Below are 14,906 nucleotides of genomic sequence, written 5' to 3' on the forward strand. Positions count from 1 at the left end.
AACTCCTTAAACGTCACGACCAATGCACGGCTTCGTCAATAAGCCGGTGCAGTTCACGGCAACTTCCTGCTATCGCTTCGTTGCATTCCGCATCGCCGCCCACCGAACCCGCTTCGCGTTCAACCCGTCGAGCCAATGGCCACGGGTGTTGCAGGCCCATGGCACGGGGTTCTTTGGGGTGCCAAGTAGAGTCGTATGGTACATCACCGCCAAGATGCCACCCCGACGCGGCGGCGTACCATGGCTAGTGTCAACTCCCCCGGGATACCGGCGGCAGCACGCGTCGCAAGACAGAGCGGGCCGCATCGAGCGAGAAGTATTCAAGTACGTTGTCCATGCCGCGGTCAGACAATCGATACCACAGCCCCTCGTCTTCGTAGGCCAGCAACACCGCAGCGGCAAAACCTTCGGCATCGTCGCTCAGCAAGACATTGTCTCCGTCCGACAGGCGCATACCCTCGGCTGCGATATGGGTTGCGACCACCGGCAAGCCGTAGCTCATTGCCATGTTCACCTTACCCTTCACGCCAGCACCGTAGCGCAGCGGAGCAAGCGCCACACGGCATCCGTCCATCCACGGCGTCAGATCGGGCACGCGACCGTGGATCTGAATACCGTGCCCAGCCAGTTCGGATTGCGCCGCACCAGGCATATCGCCGATGATGTGCAGCGGGATATCCGGCCGCTTCGCCCGAACCCGGGGAAATATCTCTCCGACGAGCCAGCGCACCGCGTCCTCGTTGGGGCGATGGCTGAAGCCGCCCACAAAAACCAGCCCCTGCCGCTCAGCAAAGCCGGCGCGACGACCGGGCACGTCGTGTATGTTGGACAACAACTCGACGGACGCATCAGGCACTTCGCGAGTCAGCAGATCGTGCTCGATCGGACTAACAACAAACGACACGTCGCACGCTCGAATCAGCATCAGTTCATGCTGTCGGGACAAATTCGCTTTTCGTGCCAATGCCGAGTTATTGGTGAACGCAGCAGCACGCTGCTCACGCAAGAAATGGAGATCGACCGTATCGAACAGGATTCTTGCTTGGGGGGCGACACGCTTGATCAGCGCGAGATTGGGCGCGGCAACGTAATGTCGGCAAAGCATCACGGCAGCAAGCTGATTACCTTCACGCTTGAGCCAGCGAGTCAGCGATGGAGTCCAGGGCTTGCATAGCACGTGCACCCCGATACGACCGAGCTCGACAATCTCCGCATGCGAAGCCTGGCCGTTGCTTGCCATAAAACTGATCCGCCAACCCATCTCGCTCAGCAGGCGCATGATATTGATCAATCGCAGCGAACCAGAGTCGCGGGACGCATTGGGCGTCAACGCATCGACGATCAAGATATGCGGCGACGCAACACGGTGAATCGCTCGTACGGCAGGCGTGCCTGCGGCCGGTTGCGCGGCGAGTTCGGCCGCCCACTTGCCCCTGAATTTGTCGCGGTTGATCACCTGATACTGCTTCACACCTGAAAAGGTGTCGGTGCCTGAGCTGATCCCTTCGTTATGAATCACCAGGCTTTCCGGCTGATAGAACACCTGCTTGTTCGCAGCCCGTACGGCGAATGCCAGGTCCGTATCCTCGTAGTAGGCGGGTGCATACCGCAAATCGAAGCCGCCTAGTTGCATGAAGAGAGCGGCCTCGATCATCAGCGACGCACCGGAGACGTAATCGACGCGTCGCCGGTAAAGAAACTGCGGATCGTCCGGCGATTCGAAGCGCCCGAAATTCCAGCCGGACGCGTCGGAGAACACAATTCCCCCCGCTTCTTGCAGTCGCCCATCCGGATACACCAGACGACTGCCGGCGATACCGCAGTCGCTCTCGTCGGCAAAGCATGCGAGCAGTTGATCGAGCCACCCGGGGGTGACTTGCGTGTCGTTGTTGAGAAAGAGCAGGTAGGTACCCAGAGCGGCTGCCGCGCCCGCGTTGCAGCTACCAATAAAGCCGAGATTGCGCTCGTTGCGTATCAAGCGCAGCCCCTTGATCTGCGCAAGGGTCTGGACGCTGTCGTCCGGCGAGGCATCGTCCACGACGATGACCTCGAAAGCGGCGTCAGCGCCATGTCGCGCTATCGACCGCAAGCAGGCCAACGTATATTCCAGCTTGCCGTAGGCGGGGATGATCACCGACACCTGCGGCTCGGAACGGGTGGGCAGCGCAAACGGGCTGAACGGTTGTTGAACAGATTCGAACGTCCAGCGCATGGAATCGGACGACGGCGGGCGAAATTCCTGCGTGATGCGCGCAAGAGTATTGCGCCACCCGCGAGTGGCGATGCTTCCGGTCACGCGCTGCGCAAGAAAGCGTATGCGATGCACATGCCAAATCAAGTGGTTGAACGACATTGGATTTCTATACCGGGGAAGACTTGAATTTGGAGCAATCGTGCGTGATGAATTTCTGCGGCATCGATATCCTCCTATCGGCATCCGGGATGACAACAGTCGCCGTCATTGACTTCGCGGAAACCCGCATCGAATGGCGCGAAGTGGCCGCCTGATCGCGCTGGGACCGATCAATGCCCGCCGCGGCCATTCAGCAACTTTCGAGGCACAGCTGCAGTGCGTCGTCCCAGCGAGGCGGCTGAATTCCGAACATCCTTTCCAGCTTTTCAGAGGACAAGCGCGAATTTGCCGGCCGCTTCGCCGGAGTGGGATAGTCCGAAGTCGAAATCGGAAGAACGCGAGGGGGTGCCTCCCACTTCGCTCGCGCGAAAATTGCCTGAGCAAATCCGTGCCATGAAGTCGTGTCAGCACAGGCAAGATGATAGACACCGGAGCGCTCTTTCCACCATTGCGCGGATTCCGACGCGAGCCCCTGAGCAACGATATGCGCTGTGATGGTCGCAATCGTGTTGGCCCACGTCGGCGCACCGATCTGATCCGCTACAACGCGCAACTCCGGGCGTTCGGCGCCGACCTTCAGCATCGTCAGCAGGAAGTTCTTGCCGCGCCGCCCGTACACCCAGCTCGTTCGCAGAATCAGGTGCGCGCAGCCTGTCGCGGCGATCGCCTGCTCACCCTCGAGCTTGGTAAGCCCGTACACGTTCTGCGGGTTGGTTGCATCCGTTTCGACATAGGCGCCCTCTTTGGTGCCGTCGAACACGTAGTCGGTCGAGTAATGGACCAGCGCCGCACCGATACGCGCAGCTTCCTCCGCAAAGGCGCGCGGCACGTCGGCATTCAGCCGACGCGCCGCATCGACGTCCGTCTCGGCCTTGTCGACCGCCGTATAGGCAGCCGGATTCACGATGATCGACGGCTTCAGCTCGCGCACGACATTACGCAACCGCTCGAGATCGGACAGATCGAGCATCGAGCGGTCGCATGCCACCACGCGGCCGAGGCCTTGCAGCGAGCGCAGCAGTTCGAACCCGACCTGGCCATTCACACCCGTCACGAGGATCGTCGGTTCAGGAGTCACACCCACCTCACGCATAAACTTCGGCTTCGCTCAAACGCTTGCCGGCCGCATCTTTCGCCGCCAGCAGCGGCTCGAAATCGATCGGCCACTCGATCCCGATCTCCGGGTCATTCCATACGATGCTGCGCTCGTGTTCCGGAAACCAGTAGTCGGTCGTCTTGTAAAGGAACTGCGCGGCCTCCGACAGCACGACGAACCCGTGCGCGAAACCGGGCGGCACCCACAGTTGCCGATGGTTGTCGTTCGACAGCACCACACCCACCCACTTGCCGAAGTTCGGCGAATTCTTACGAATGTCGACGGCCACGTCGAACACTTCACCTTCGACCACGCGAACGAGCTTGCCCTGCGCGTGCTCGATCTGATAGTGCAGACCACGCAGTACGCCCTTCGACGAGCGCGAATGGTTGTCCTGCACGAATTCGATGCCAGGTGCGACCTGCTCGGCGAATTCCTTCCCGTTGAAGCTTTCGTAGAAGAATCCGCGCGCGTCGCCGAACACCTTCGGCTCGATGATCTTGACTTCGGGCAACGCCGTCGCCGTTACTTGGATGGCCATGCGACTTGATCCGTGAGAATGTTCTTCAGGTACTGACCGTATGCGTTCTTCGCGAGCGGCTCGGCCAGCTTCGACACTTGCTCCGCGTCGATCCAGTTGCGGCGATAGGCGATTTCTTCCGGACATGCGACCACGAGACCCTGCCGCTTCTGCAGCGTCGCGATGAAACTGGCCGCCTCGATCAGCGAATCGTGCGTGCCGGTGTCGAGCCATGCGTAACCGCGTCCCATGATCTCCACATTGAGCGCGCCGTCCTTCAGGTACCGCGAGTTGACGTCGGTGATTTCCAGCTCGCCGCGCGGCGACGGCTTGATGTCCGCCGCGATATCGCATACGCGGTTGTCGTAGAAGTACAGGCCGGTCACCGCGTAATTCGAACGCGGCTTGACCGGCTTCTCTTCAATCGACAACGCGCGGAACGACTTGTCGAACTCGACGACGCCATAACGCTCCGGGTCGTGCACGTGATACGCGAACACGGTCGCGCCGTTTTCCTGCGCATGCGCACGCTCGAGCTGCTTCGCGAGATCGTGCCCGTAGAAAATGTTGTCGCCGAGAATCAGCGCCGACGGATCGTTGCCGACGAATTCCTTGCCGATGATGAACGCCTGCGCGAGGCCGTCGGGCGACGGCTGCACCGCGTACTGGATGTTCATGCCCCACTGGCTGCCGTCGCCGAGCATCGACTCGAAGCGCGGCGTGTCCTGCGGCGTCGAAATGATCAGCACGTCGCGAATGCCCGCGATCATCAGCGTCGACAGCGGGTAGTAGATCATCGGCTTGTCGTACACCGGCAAGAGCTGCTTCGATACGACGTGCGTGATCGGATACAGCCGTGTGCCGGAACCGCCGGCGAGAATGATGCCTTTACGTGCCATCGCTTCTCTCCTCAAGTGCGTTTTGCGTAGTTCGTTTCGACCCACTTGCGGTATTCACCCGATGCGACCTCGTCGGCCCACACCTGGTTGTCGAGATACCAGTCGACGGTCTTCGCCAAGCCGGTCTCGAACGTTTCCGCCGGCTTCCAGCCGAGCTCGCGTTCGAGCTTGCGTGCATCGATCGCGTAGCGGCGATCGTGGCCCGGGCGATCGGTCACGTAGGTGATTTGGTCGCGGTACGAACCAGCTGCCTTCGGGCGCGCCTTGTCGAGCAGGTCGCACAGCGTATGCACGACTTCGAGGTTCTTCTTCTCGTTCCAGCCGCCAACGTTGTACGTCTCGCCGGGCACGCCGCGCGCGAGCACTTCGCGGATCGCGCTGCAGTGGTCGCCGACGTACAGCCAGTCGCGCACGTTCTGGCCGTCGCCATACACCGGCAACGGCTTGCCCGCGAGCGCATTCGCGATCATCAACGGGATCAGCTTTTCCGGGAACTGGTACGGGCCATAGTTGTTCGAACAGTTCGTCGTCAGTACCGGCAGACCGTACGTATGATGGTATGCGCGCACCAGATGATCCGAGCCCGCCTTCGTCGCGGAATACGGACTGTTCGGCGCGTACGGCGTCGTCTCCGAGAATTGCGGGTCGGTGGCCGACAGCGAACCGAACACCTCGTCGGTCGACACGTGCAGGAAGCGGAACGCGGCCTTGTCGGCGTCGTTCAGGCCGTTCCAGTACTGGCGGGTAGCCTCGAGCAGCGTGAACGTGCCGACGACGTTGGTCTGCACGAAGTCCGCCGGACCATGGATCGAGCGATCGACGTGGCTTTCCGCGGCGAAGTGCAGCACCGCGCGGGGCTTGTGCTCGGCCAGGAGTGCGTCGAGTGCGTCACGGTCGCAGATGTCGACGCGGGCAAACACGTGCTTCGGGTTTCCGTCCAGCGACTGCAGCGTGCGCAGGTTCCCCGCGTACGTCAGCTTGTCAACGTTGAGCACGGCTTCGTCGGATGCGCGCAGCCAGTCGAGTACAAAATTGGCACCGATAAAACCCGCGCCGCCCGTAACCAGGATCATGAGGCTCCCTCTAATAATGTGCGGCAGACGCCAGCAGGCGCCGCCACATCAGCTTCGCAAATGCTAGTAGCTTGTGATGGCCACGTTAGACCGGGAATTTTAACCGGTCGCCATGGCCTCCAAAGTCATGAAATGCTAATTTTGTTGGGGAAAGCGACAATTATAGGGAGCCGCCCCCTGCAAAAGCCATGCCGCTAACAACTTGATACAGCGCTTCGAACCCTTTCCAAGTGCGAAATTTCTTGCCAAACCAACCTCATGTGAGGGAACAGAAATTGCGCAACACCGCATTGACTGGATAATTTTTCCCACATTCTCGATACTCGCAAAATCCGCGGCCCCATGACCTTCCCCCCCATTGCCATCGGCGACATCCAAGGCTGTCATTCAGCTTTCCAATCGCTGCTGGAAAAGCTTTCAGCCCCCGCCGACACGCCGCTCTGGATCGCCGGCGACGTCGTCAATCGCGGCCCGGGCTCGCTCGCCGCGCTGCGCGCGGTGATCGATCTCGGCCCGCGCGCGACCGTCGTACTCGGCAATCACGACCTTCACCTGCTTGCGGTCTCCGCCGGGCTGCGCACCGAACGCCCCGGCGACACGATCGGCGAGATCCTCACGGCCCCTGACGCCGAAGCCCTGCTCGACTGGGTCCGCCACCGTCCGTTCGCCCATTTCGAAGACGGCAAACTGCTCGTCCACGCCGGCGTCCTTCCGCAATGGGACACCGCGCTCGCGCTCGAACTCGCCGACGAACTGCAGCACGCGCTCCGCGCCCCCGACTGGCGCGACACGTTGCAGAACCTGTACGGCAACGAGCCGAATCAATGGAGTCCGAACCTGAAAAAACGCGACCGCATGCGCGTAGCCTTCAACGCATTCACACGCCTGCGCTTCTGCACGCCCGACGGCGTAATGGAGTTCAAGGCGAATGGCGGCCCCGACAGCGCACCGCCTGGCTACCTGCCATGGTTCGACGTGCCGGGGCGCCGCACCGAAGACGTGACTGTCGTGTTCGGGCACTGGGCCGCGCTCGGCCTGATGCTGCGCGACAACGTCGTCGCGCTCGATTCGGGATGCGTATGGGGAAACCAGTTGTCGGCCGTGCGACTGACGGCCGATCCGGCGCAGCGCACGGTCACGCAGGTGCAGTGCGACGCGTGCCGCGCGCCGGGCGGCGAGTGATTACGCGCTGATTCGCACGACCGGAAAACGCCTCACCCCTCACGCCCCGGCACCGGCGCGTCAGCCGCCCCATCGCCCGTCGCACCTGCGCCGAGCTCGGTCGCCGGAAACGCATGCTTCTGCAACTCGGCGAGCGACTCGGCCGTCGGCTTGCCGACCTTCTCCTGCAGCGTCGCCAGTGCGGCGGCGATCGCGTCGCGCGCGGCCGCGGACGTCGCGCGACGGTCGCCGCCCGGCGCGATCGGTTCGCACACGTACAGATGCGCGACGAGCGGGCCGCCGCGCAGCACCATGTCGAGCGACGTACCGAGCGACAGGTCGCCCGTGTACGCCGGCGCGACCGACTGCCGCCCGTGAGCGTCCTCGTACATCAGGCAGATCGGCTGCACCGCGCAGCCGGCCGATACCGCGGCCTGGAACAGGTTCGCATGGAACGGCAGCAGATCCTGGCCATCGGACGTCGTCCCTTCCGGAAACACGCACATCACGCCGCCTTTACGCAACCGCTCGGCCATCTCGTGCATGATCCGCATCGCTTCGGTACGCTTCTCGCGCTGCAGGAACACGGTGTCGAGCTTCTCGGCGAGCCAGCCGACGACCGGCCACTGCCGCACCTCGGCCTTCGACACGAACGGCGTCGGCCGCCACGCGTTGACCGCATAGATGTCGATCCACGATACGTGGTTGCCCACGACGAGCGCGCTCGCATCGAGCCGCGCGCCGTCGTTGTGGACGACGAGGCGCATCCCGCAGATCCGCAGCATCTTGACCGACCAGCGGCGTATCAGCTCGGCGCGGCGCGCGGGCGTGACGTGCGAAAAGCGCAGCGCGACGATCGCCATGCCGCGCAGCAGATGAAAGACGAGACGCAGCTTGCGAAGAGCGGTCATGACGAAGATCCGGCTTGGTTCAGTGGCGCTCGAACGCGACCTGGCCGGCGACGAGCGTCGCGCGCACGGTGGCCGGCAGTTCGTAGCCGAGGAACGGCGAGTTGTGGCCCTGGCTCTTCAGCGCACGCGGCTCGACGCGCCAGTGCGCCCGCGGATCGAACACGCACAGGTCGGCCGCGCTGCCTTCGGCGAGGCGGCCTGCGGGCAACTGCAGCACGTCGGCCGGCGCGGACGTGATGCGGCGCAGCGCCTGCGCGAGCGGCGTGCGTGTCTCGTCCGCCCACTTCAGCGTCAGCGACAGCAGCAGTTCGAGCCCCGTCGCGCCCGGCGTCGCTTCACCGAACGGCAGCAGTTTCTCGTCGTCGTCGACCGGCGTGTGATCCGAGCAGATCGCGTCGATCGTGCCGTCGGCGAGCGCCACGCGGATCGCTTCGCGGTCGCGCTCGCCGCGCAGCGGCGGGTCGAGCCGGAACTGCGAATCGAAATAGCCGATGTCGACGTCGATCAGATGCAAGTGGTTCACGCCGACGTCGCAGGTCACGGGCAGCCCCTCCGACTTCGCCGCGCGCACGAGCGCCAGCCCGGCCGCCGACGACAGCCGCGCGAGATGCACGCGCGCGCCGGTCACGCGCATCAGTTCGAAAATGGTGTGCAGTGCGATCGTCTCGGCCGCGACCGGCACGCCGGACAACCCGAGCCGCGACGCGAGCGCGCCGCTCGCGGCCACGCCGCCGCGGCCGATGAACGCGTCGAGCGGACGCAGCCACGTCGTGTAGCCGTAGGTGCTCGCGTACTGCAGCGCGCGCAACAGCACCTGCGTGTCGCGCACCGGCACGTTGGCGTGCGTGAAGCCGACGCAGCCGGATTCGGTCAGCGCGACCATCTCGGTGATGACCTCGCCCTTGAGGCCGACCGTCAGCGCGCCGAGCGGATGAACGTTCGCCTGGTGCAGGTTGCGCGCGCGGAACTTGAGCATTTCGACGAGGCCCGGCTCGTCGAGCACGGGGTCGGTGTCCGGCGGGCACACGAGGGTCGTGACGCCGCCCGCGACGGCCGCGGCCATCTCGGACGCGAGCGTCGCCTTGTGTTCGTAGCCGGGCTCGCGCAGCCGCGCGCACAGGTCGACGAGGCCGGGCGCGACGATCAGGCCCGATGCGTCGATCGTCTTGTCCGCGTTGAAACCGGCCGGCGCTGAACCAGCCGCCGCGAGCGCGGCGATCTTGCCGTCCACGACGAATACGTCGGCCTGCCGTTCGGTACCGGCGACCGGGTCGATCAGCGTGCCGCCTTTGATATGAATCTTCATGCGCTGTCTGTGAATGCGTTGATTGCGTTGAATGCCTGAACAAGAATGCGCGAAAACGGGCTCAGTCGCTGTTGCCGGCGACGATGCCCATCACCGCCATCCGCACCGCGATGCCGAACGTGACCTGGTTGAGGATCACCGACTGCGGACCGTCGGCGACCTGCGAATCGATTTCGACGCCGCGGTTCATCGGGCCCGGGTGCATCACGATCGCGTCGGGCGCGGCGAGCGCGAGGCGCTCGGGCGTCAGGCCCCACGTCTTGAAGTACTCCTGCGCGGACGGCAGCAGCGCGCCGCTCATCCGTTCGTTCTGCAGGCGCAGCATGATGATCACGTCGACGCCCTTCAGCCCTTCGTCGAGGTTGTTGAACACCTTCACGCCCATCTGCTCGAGGCCGCCCGGCAGCAGCGTGCGCGGGCCGATCGCGCGCACTTCCGGCACGCCGAGCGTGGTGAGCGCGTGGATGTCGGAGCGCGCGACGCGCGAATGCAGGATGTCGCCGACGATCGCCACGCGCAGCTTCGTGAAGTCGCGCTTGTAGTGACGGATCGTGTACATGTCGAGCAGGCCCTGCGTCGGGTGCGCGTGGCGGCCGTCGCCGGCGTTGATCACGTGCACGTGCGGCGCGCAGTGCTCGGCGATCAGGTACGGCGCGCCGCTCGACGCGTGGCGCACGACGAACAGGTCGGCATGCATCGCCGACAGGTTGTTGATCGTGTCGAGCAGCGATTCGCCCTTGCTGGTCGACGACGCATTGATGTTCAGGTTCAGCACGTCGGCCGACAGGCGCGTCGCGGCGATCTCGAAGGTCGTGCGCGTGCGCGTCGAGTTCTCGAAGAACAGGTTGAACACGGACTTGCCGCGCAGCAGCGGCACCTTCTTCACTTCACGGTCCGTCACGCTGACGAACTGCTCGGCCGTATCGAGGATGTGATTGACGATCGAGCGCGGCAGGCCCTCGATCGACAGCAGATGTTTCAGCTCGCCGTTTTTCGTGAGCTGCGGGTTGCCCTTCAGGAAACCGTAGCGAAACCGGTCGGGGCTCGCGGCCGCCGCGGGATTGCCGGTGCGGCCAGTGGTGTCGGTGGTCATGGTGTGCGTGATTCCAACTATGCAAACGGGCCGCGGTGCAAACCAGCGGCCCGGGATACGGTTCGCGTGTCGTTCAGGCGCCGTGCAACTCGACGCGCAGCGTGAACCGCGCATCGTCGCGCGCGAGCACGAGCGTCGCGTCGGCCGGCACGTCGAGCGTGCCGCCGGCGAAGCGCGCGGCGACCGGCAGCTCGCGGCCGCCACGATCGGCGAGTACCGCGAGCTCGACCGCGGCCGGACGGCCGTAGTCGAACAGCTCGTTGAGCGCGGCGCGCACGGTGCGCCCGGTGTACAGCACGTCGTCGACGAGCACGATGCGCGCGCCGTCGACGTCGAACGGCAGCGATGTCGGGCTGGCCTGGCTGTGCAGCCCCTTCTTCGCGTAGTCGTCGCGGTGCAGCGCGACGTTGATGACGCCGAACGCCGGGGCGCCGAGATCGCGCGCGAGGCGCTCGGCGAGCCACGCGCCGCCGCTGTGAATGCCGGCGAGCCGCGGGCCGCCCGGTTCGGCGAACGCCGTGCCGTACGCGGCGCGGATCTGGTCGAGCAGGACGCGGTAAAGCGCCTCGGCGTCAATGGTGCTCATGGTCGGACAATTGATCGAGATACTGTTGAAGAATGACGCGCGCGGCTTCGGCATCGAGCATGTCGGTGCGTGCGCGGCCGCGCACGTTGCGCTCGCGCAGCCCGGCCTCGGCTTCGACCGACGAATAGCGCTCGTCGACCCACGTGACGGGCAGCCCGAAGCGGCCGTTCAACTGGTTGCCGAAGCGCTTCGCCTGCTGCGTCATGTCGTGCGGCGTGCCGTCCGGATGCATCGGCAAGCCCACGACGAGCGCGTCCGGCCGCCATTCGGCCAGCAGGTCGCCGACCGCCTTGAAGCGGTGTTCGCGGTTCAGGTTCTGGATCACGAGGAGCGCACGGGCCGAGCGCGTCAGCGCGTTGCCGATCGCGACGCCGATCCGTTTCTCGCCGTAGTCGAACGCCAGGAGCGTCGCATCGCGCGCGCTCGCGCCGCTCATGCGTGCCCTGCCTCGCCGGACAGCATCGACGAGCTGACGCCGAGCAGGCCGAGCGCGGCTTCGAAGCGCTCCTCGGCCGGCGTGTCGAACACGATGCGCGGATCGGCGGCGACCGTCAGCCAGCCGTTGCGGGAAATTTCTTCCTCGAGCTGCCCGGCGCCCCAGCCTGCATGGCCGAGCGTCAGCAGGAAACGTTTCGGGCCGGTGCCCGTCGCGACCGCCTCGAGCACGTCCTTCGACGTCGTCATCTCGAGCCCGCCGTCGACGGACATCGACGAGTTGTAGCTCGCGCCCTCGACCGGCTCGTGCAGCACGAAGCCGCGCTCGGTCTGGACCGGGCCGCCGAAGTACACGGGAATGTGCAGCAGCGGCTCGATGTCGAGCTTCAGGTCGATGCGGTTGAACAGCGATTCGAGGTCGATGTCGGTAGGACGATTGATGACGAGGCCGAGCGCACCGCGCTCGCTGTGATCGCAAAGATAGACCACCGTCCCCGAGAACGTCGGATCGGCCATGTTGGGCATGGCGATCAGGAACTGGTTGGTGAGATTGATGCGATCGGAAGGCTTTGACATGGTTTGAATTTTAGCAAAGACGCCGCGACCTGACCGGGCCGCGATCAACAAGCAACGCCGCGCCGCGCTGGCAACGGCGCGCGCGGATCACACGGCACTCTAACACGCGCGCGGGCGCTGTCGGGAGCGTGTTGCAGGCCCGCGCGACAAGGGTCGCAGTCGCGTGTCCGTCCCCTTGTTCGTCAGGTCCGGCCGAGCGCGGCGCCGAGCGCTTCGGACGCCGCCGTGAGATCCGGCGGCGCGACGCCGGCCGCGATCTTCAGGAGCGCCGCGCGCAGCATGTCGGACGCGTGGCGGTGCGCATCGAGGCCGCCGTCGGCGAGCGGCACGCCGTGCGCCGCACGCCGCCACGCCAGGCCGAGCGTGTCGGCCAGCAGCGCCGCGTGTCCGAGCCCGAGCGCGCACGCGGCCGTGCTGACCCGATAGGCCGCGCCGGACGCGTGCCATGCGGCGCCCGCGTCGGCCGTGGCCGGGTTGGCCGCGAGGTCGGCCATCGACGCATCGGCGGTCTGCAGGAAATCCTCATAGGCATGCGCGTTGACGGTCACGACGCCGAGCGCGCGAGTGGGCGCGACAGCGAGCGCATCGTGCTCGGCCCGCGCGGCATCGGCCTCCCACAATGCTTCGGATGCGGGCGTGCCGGCGACGTGCCAGTCGACCGTCAACCCGTAGTCGTGCAGCACGTCGACGAGCGCGACGTCCTCGGCCGCGGCGCCGAACAGCGCGAAATCGCGCCACAGCAGCGCCACCGTCTCGCGCACCAGGTCGGGCGGCGCCGCGCGCCGGCCCTGCGCGTGTTCGCCGAGCAGCAGGTTGGTTCGCGCGAGAAAGCGCTTCAGCTCGGGCGCGCCGCTTGCTCGCAGCGCGCGCACGCACGCGGCCGCGAGCCGCCAGAAATCGTACGGCCCATCGTCGGTGAGCGCGGCCAGCATCGCGTCGAGTTCGTCGAGCGCCGCCCCCGGCGCGCCGTGTTCGGCGCGCAGCACGCCCAGCAGCGCCTGCTCGTAGCGGGCCCGGATCCGGGCCGCGAATGCATCGGGCAGCGCGCGCAGCGTGGCAGGCGGCACCGCGCGGCCGACCAGCGCGAGCGCATCGAGCGGCGCGCTCGCGCGCAGGTCGGCGGCGCTTTGCGCCCGCAACGCACGGAAATGCTCGAAGAGAACGGGCGAGCACGCGAGCTCGCGCAAGTTGTGGCGCCCGACGGCCGCACGAAAGTCGCGCAGCGCGGCACGCCAGCCGGCCGAAGTCGGCTCGGTGGCGACGAGCGGCACGGTGGCCGACAGCTGCCCGGCGAAACGCGCGGCCGGCAGCCAGCCGGCTTCCGCCAGCACGGCCGCGGCCGCGGCAAGCGGCGCCGCGGCGTCGTCGCGCCGCTCGAAGGCGTCGGCAGCCGCCGCCAGCCATGCGTCGGCCGCGCGCACGGCTCCGCCGCGCGGGTTGGGCAATGCGTCAGGGAGGGGAACGTTCGCCGGATCGGACGTCATGGACACGCGCGCCTGTGATCGTCAAGTCGCTCGCGCGAACCGCGGCGCGCGAGCGCCGGGCCGGTGCGAGGCCTGAGCGGGGTGTCCGTGGGCCAGCGGTCCGATCAGATCTGGACCATCTCGAAGTCTTCCTTGCGGGCGCCGCATTCGGGACACGTCCAGTTGATCGGGACGTCTTCCCAGCGCGTGCCCGGGGCGATGCCCTCTTCCGGCAGCCCGGCTTCTTCGTCGTAAATCCAGCCACAAATCAGGCACATCCAGCTCTTGTATTCCATCTTAAGCCGCGTCGGGGAAAAGTCGGTAAATTCGGGAGCCATGATGGTACCGTGTCGGGGCCGGACTGCCTAGCAATCGCGCTGGAGGACGGCGACTACGTTGCGCTGCGCTAAAAAATCCGTCGTACCGGCCGGATTCCACCGCATAATGGTTGAAAAGTGCGGCCTGCCGGGCAACACAGGGCCGAAAAAGCCCATTCGCCTCGCCGTCCGCATCTCCGTCGCTTCTCCGTTTTTCTCTTGCCCCATTTTTACATGTCCAGCAACGCCCCTCCGATCGTCCTCACCTTCGGCCTGTCCGATCCCACCGGCGGCTCCGGCCTCCAAGCCGATCTGATGACCCTGGCGAGCATGGGCTGTCACGGCGTGTCCGTCCTGACCGGCTATACCGTGCGCGACTCGGCCGCCTGCGAAGAAGTGACCGGCCTCGATCCCGACGTCGTCGCCGCGCAAGCGCGCATGCTGCTCGAAGACATGCCGGTTGCCGCATTCAAGATCGGCGCGGCGACGCGCGCGGAAGTCGTGAGCGCGATCGCCGAAGTCGTCGCCGACTACGACGGCGTGCCGCTCGTGCTCGCGCCGGACTTCACGCTCGACGACGAACACGTGCTCGCCGCCGACGACCTCCGCGAATCGATCGCCGACCTGCTGGCGCCGCAAACCACGTTGCTGGTCGCCGACCACGCGACGCTGATCGCGCTCGCGCAGCCGGACGGCGATGCCGAGGCGCCGAATCTCGATGCGGCCGTGTCGCACCTGCTGTCGCAGGGTTGCGAATACATCCTGTCGTCGGAAACGGGCTCGCACCGGCTCGTCAACACGCTGTACGGCGAGGAAGGCCAGCTCCGCGAAGACATGTGGGATCGCTCGCCGCACCGGCTGATGGGCATCACCGATACGCTCGGCGCGGCCATCGCGGCGCTGCTCGCGAACGGCCAGGAGCCGCCCGAGGCCGTGCGCGAGGCGCAGGAGTACCTGTACCAGGCCGTGCGCGACGCGTTCCGGCCCGGCATGGGCGCGTACCTGCCCGACCGGTTCTTCTGGGCGCGCAGCAACGACGATTCGGACACGCCGCCGGCCGTGAAGGCCGACCCGGTTCCGCGGACGTCGCACCGGCATTGAGTCGCGACGCGGCGGG

At 65.8% G+C, this 14,906-nt stretch carries 16 protein-coding genes; 3 read left to right on the top strand and 13 right to left on the bottom strand.

Features of this window, described 5'->3' with window-relative positions:
• Positions 1-250: 250 nt before the first annotated feature.
• Positions 251-2,353, bottom strand: coding sequence for a glycosyltransferase (locus C4B30_RS09830; RefSeq protein ID WP_105132505.1), 2,103 nt, complete (start codon positions 2,351-2,353; stop codon positions 251-253).
• Here C4B30_RS09830 and C4B30_RS35265 point away from each other — a divergent pair.
• Positions 2,353-2,508 (top strand): hypothetical protein, encoded by a 156-nt coding sequence (locus C4B30_RS35265; protein WP_158683452.1) that lies wholly within the window; start codon positions 2,353-2,355, stop codon positions 2,506-2,508. The genes C4B30_RS09830 and C4B30_RS35265 overlap by 1 nt on opposite strands.
• Positions 2,509-2,543: 35 nt before the next feature.
• Here the strand turns inward: C4B30_RS35265 and rfbD are convergent, their stop codons facing one another.
• From rfbD to rfbB, 4 genes are read right to left on the bottom strand one after another with little or no spacing between them, the layout of a single operon-like run.
• Positions 2,544-3,446 (bottom strand): dTDP-4-dehydrorhamnose reductase, encoded by a 903-nt coding sequence (gene rfbD / locus C4B30_RS09835; protein ID WP_105132506.1) that lies wholly within the window; start codon positions 3,444-3,446, stop codon positions 2,544-2,546.
• Positions 3,439-3,990 carry a dTDP-4-dehydrorhamnose 3,5-epimerase gene (gene rfbC / locus C4B30_RS09840; protein ID WP_105132507.1) on the bottom strand — a complete coding sequence of 184 codons (552 nt, stop codon included), beginning with the start codon at positions 3,988-3,990 and terminating at the stop codon, positions 3,439-3,441. Before rfbC ends, rfbD begins: the two co-directional genes overlap by 8 nt.
• Positions 3,975-4,868 (bottom strand): glucose-1-phosphate thymidylyltransferase RfbA, encoded by an 894-nt coding sequence (rfbA, locus tag C4B30_RS09845; protein WP_105132508.1) that lies wholly within the window; start codon positions 4,866-4,868, stop codon positions 3,975-3,977. Before rfbA ends, rfbC begins: the two co-directional genes overlap by 16 nt.
• Before the next feature lie 11 nt (positions 4,869-4,879).
• A complete protein-coding gene (rfbB, locus tag C4B30_RS09850; RefSeq protein ID WP_012328028.1) occupies positions 4,880-5,941 on the bottom strand; it encodes a dTDP-glucose 4,6-dehydratase in 1,062 nt (353 codons plus the stop codon).
• A 342-nt stretch (positions 5,942-6,283) separates the two neighbouring features.
• On the opposite strand from rfbB, the gene C4B30_RS09855 reads away from it, so the two are divergent.
• Entirely contained in the window at positions 6,284-7,123 is an 840-nt protein-coding gene (locus tag C4B30_RS09855; protein ID WP_105132509.1) for a symmetrical bis(5'-nucleosyl)-tetraphosphatase, read from the top strand.
• A gap of 32 nt (positions 7,124-7,155) precedes the next feature.
• Here C4B30_RS09855 and C4B30_RS09860 read toward each other — a convergent pair whose 3' ends face one another.
• The 8 genes from C4B30_RS09860 to C4B30_RS09895 all read right to left on the bottom strand — a co-directional run bounded on the left by C4B30_RS09860 (position 7,156) and on the right by C4B30_RS09895 (position 13,768).
• The gene (locus C4B30_RS09860) at positions 7,156-8,013 is read right to left on the bottom strand and encodes a lysophospholipid acyltransferase family protein (RefSeq protein ID WP_105132510.1); all 858 of its coding nucleotides are present in this window, start codon (positions 8,011-8,013) and stop codon (positions 7,156-7,158) included.
• A 19-nt stretch (positions 8,014-8,032) separates the two neighbouring features.
• Positions 8,033-9,319: a dihydroorotase gene (locus C4B30_RS09865; protein ID WP_105132511.1), complete on the bottom strand. Its 1,287-nt coding sequence runs from the start codon at positions 9,317-9,319 to the stop codon at positions 8,033-8,035.
• A gap of 61 nt (positions 9,320-9,380) precedes the next feature.
• Positions 9,381-10,412 (bottom strand): aspartate carbamoyltransferase catalytic subunit, encoded by a 1,032-nt coding sequence (locus C4B30_RS09870; protein ID WP_027783704.1) that lies wholly within the window; start codon positions 10,410-10,412, stop codon positions 9,381-9,383.
• A gap of 73 nt (positions 10,413-10,485) precedes the next feature.
• Positions 10,486-10,998, bottom strand: coding sequence for a bifunctional pyr operon transcriptional regulator/uracil phosphoribosyltransferase PyrR (pyrR, locus tag C4B30_RS09875; protein WP_105132512.1), 513 nt, complete (start codon positions 10,996-10,998; stop codon positions 10,486-10,488).
• The gene (gene ruvX, locus C4B30_RS09880) at positions 10,985-11,434 is read right to left on the bottom strand and encodes a Holliday junction resolvase RuvX (protein WP_027783702.1); all 450 of its coding nucleotides are present in this window, start codon (positions 11,432-11,434) and stop codon (positions 10,985-10,987) included. Before ruvX ends, pyrR begins: the two co-directional genes overlap by 14 nt.
• Entirely contained in the window at positions 11,431-12,009 is a 579-nt protein-coding gene (locus C4B30_RS09885; protein WP_006491354.1) for a YqgE/AlgH family protein, read from the bottom strand. Before C4B30_RS09885 ends, ruvX begins: the two co-directional genes overlap by 4 nt.
• Before the next feature lie 182 nt (positions 12,010-12,191).
• Positions 12,192-13,493, bottom strand: coding sequence for a hypothetical protein (locus C4B30_RS09890; RefSeq protein WP_105132513.1), 1,302 nt, complete (start codon positions 13,491-13,493; stop codon positions 12,192-12,194).
• 104 nt (positions 13,494-13,597) lie between these two features.
• Positions 13,598-13,768, bottom strand: coding sequence for a rubredoxin (locus tag C4B30_RS09895; protein ID WP_004186709.1), 171 nt, complete (start codon positions 13,766-13,768; stop codon positions 13,598-13,600).
• Positions 13,769-14,023: 255 nt separating this feature from the next.
• Here C4B30_RS09895 and C4B30_RS09900 point away from each other — a divergent pair, with 255 nt between their 5' ends.
• Positions 14,024-14,890, top strand: a complete 867-nt coding sequence (locus C4B30_RS09900) for a hydroxymethylpyrimidine/phosphomethylpyrimidine kinase (RefSeq protein WP_027783700.1) — start codon at positions 14,024-14,026, stop codon at positions 14,888-14,890.
• The last annotated feature ends 16 nt before the right edge of the window (positions 14,891-14,906 follow it).

Origin of the sequence: Burkholderia sp. BE12, from assembly GCF_002959955.1 — a bacterium.
In the GTDB taxonomy this organism is placed as follows: Bacteria; Pseudomonadota; Gammaproteobacteria; order Burkholderiales; family Burkholderiaceae; genus Burkholderia.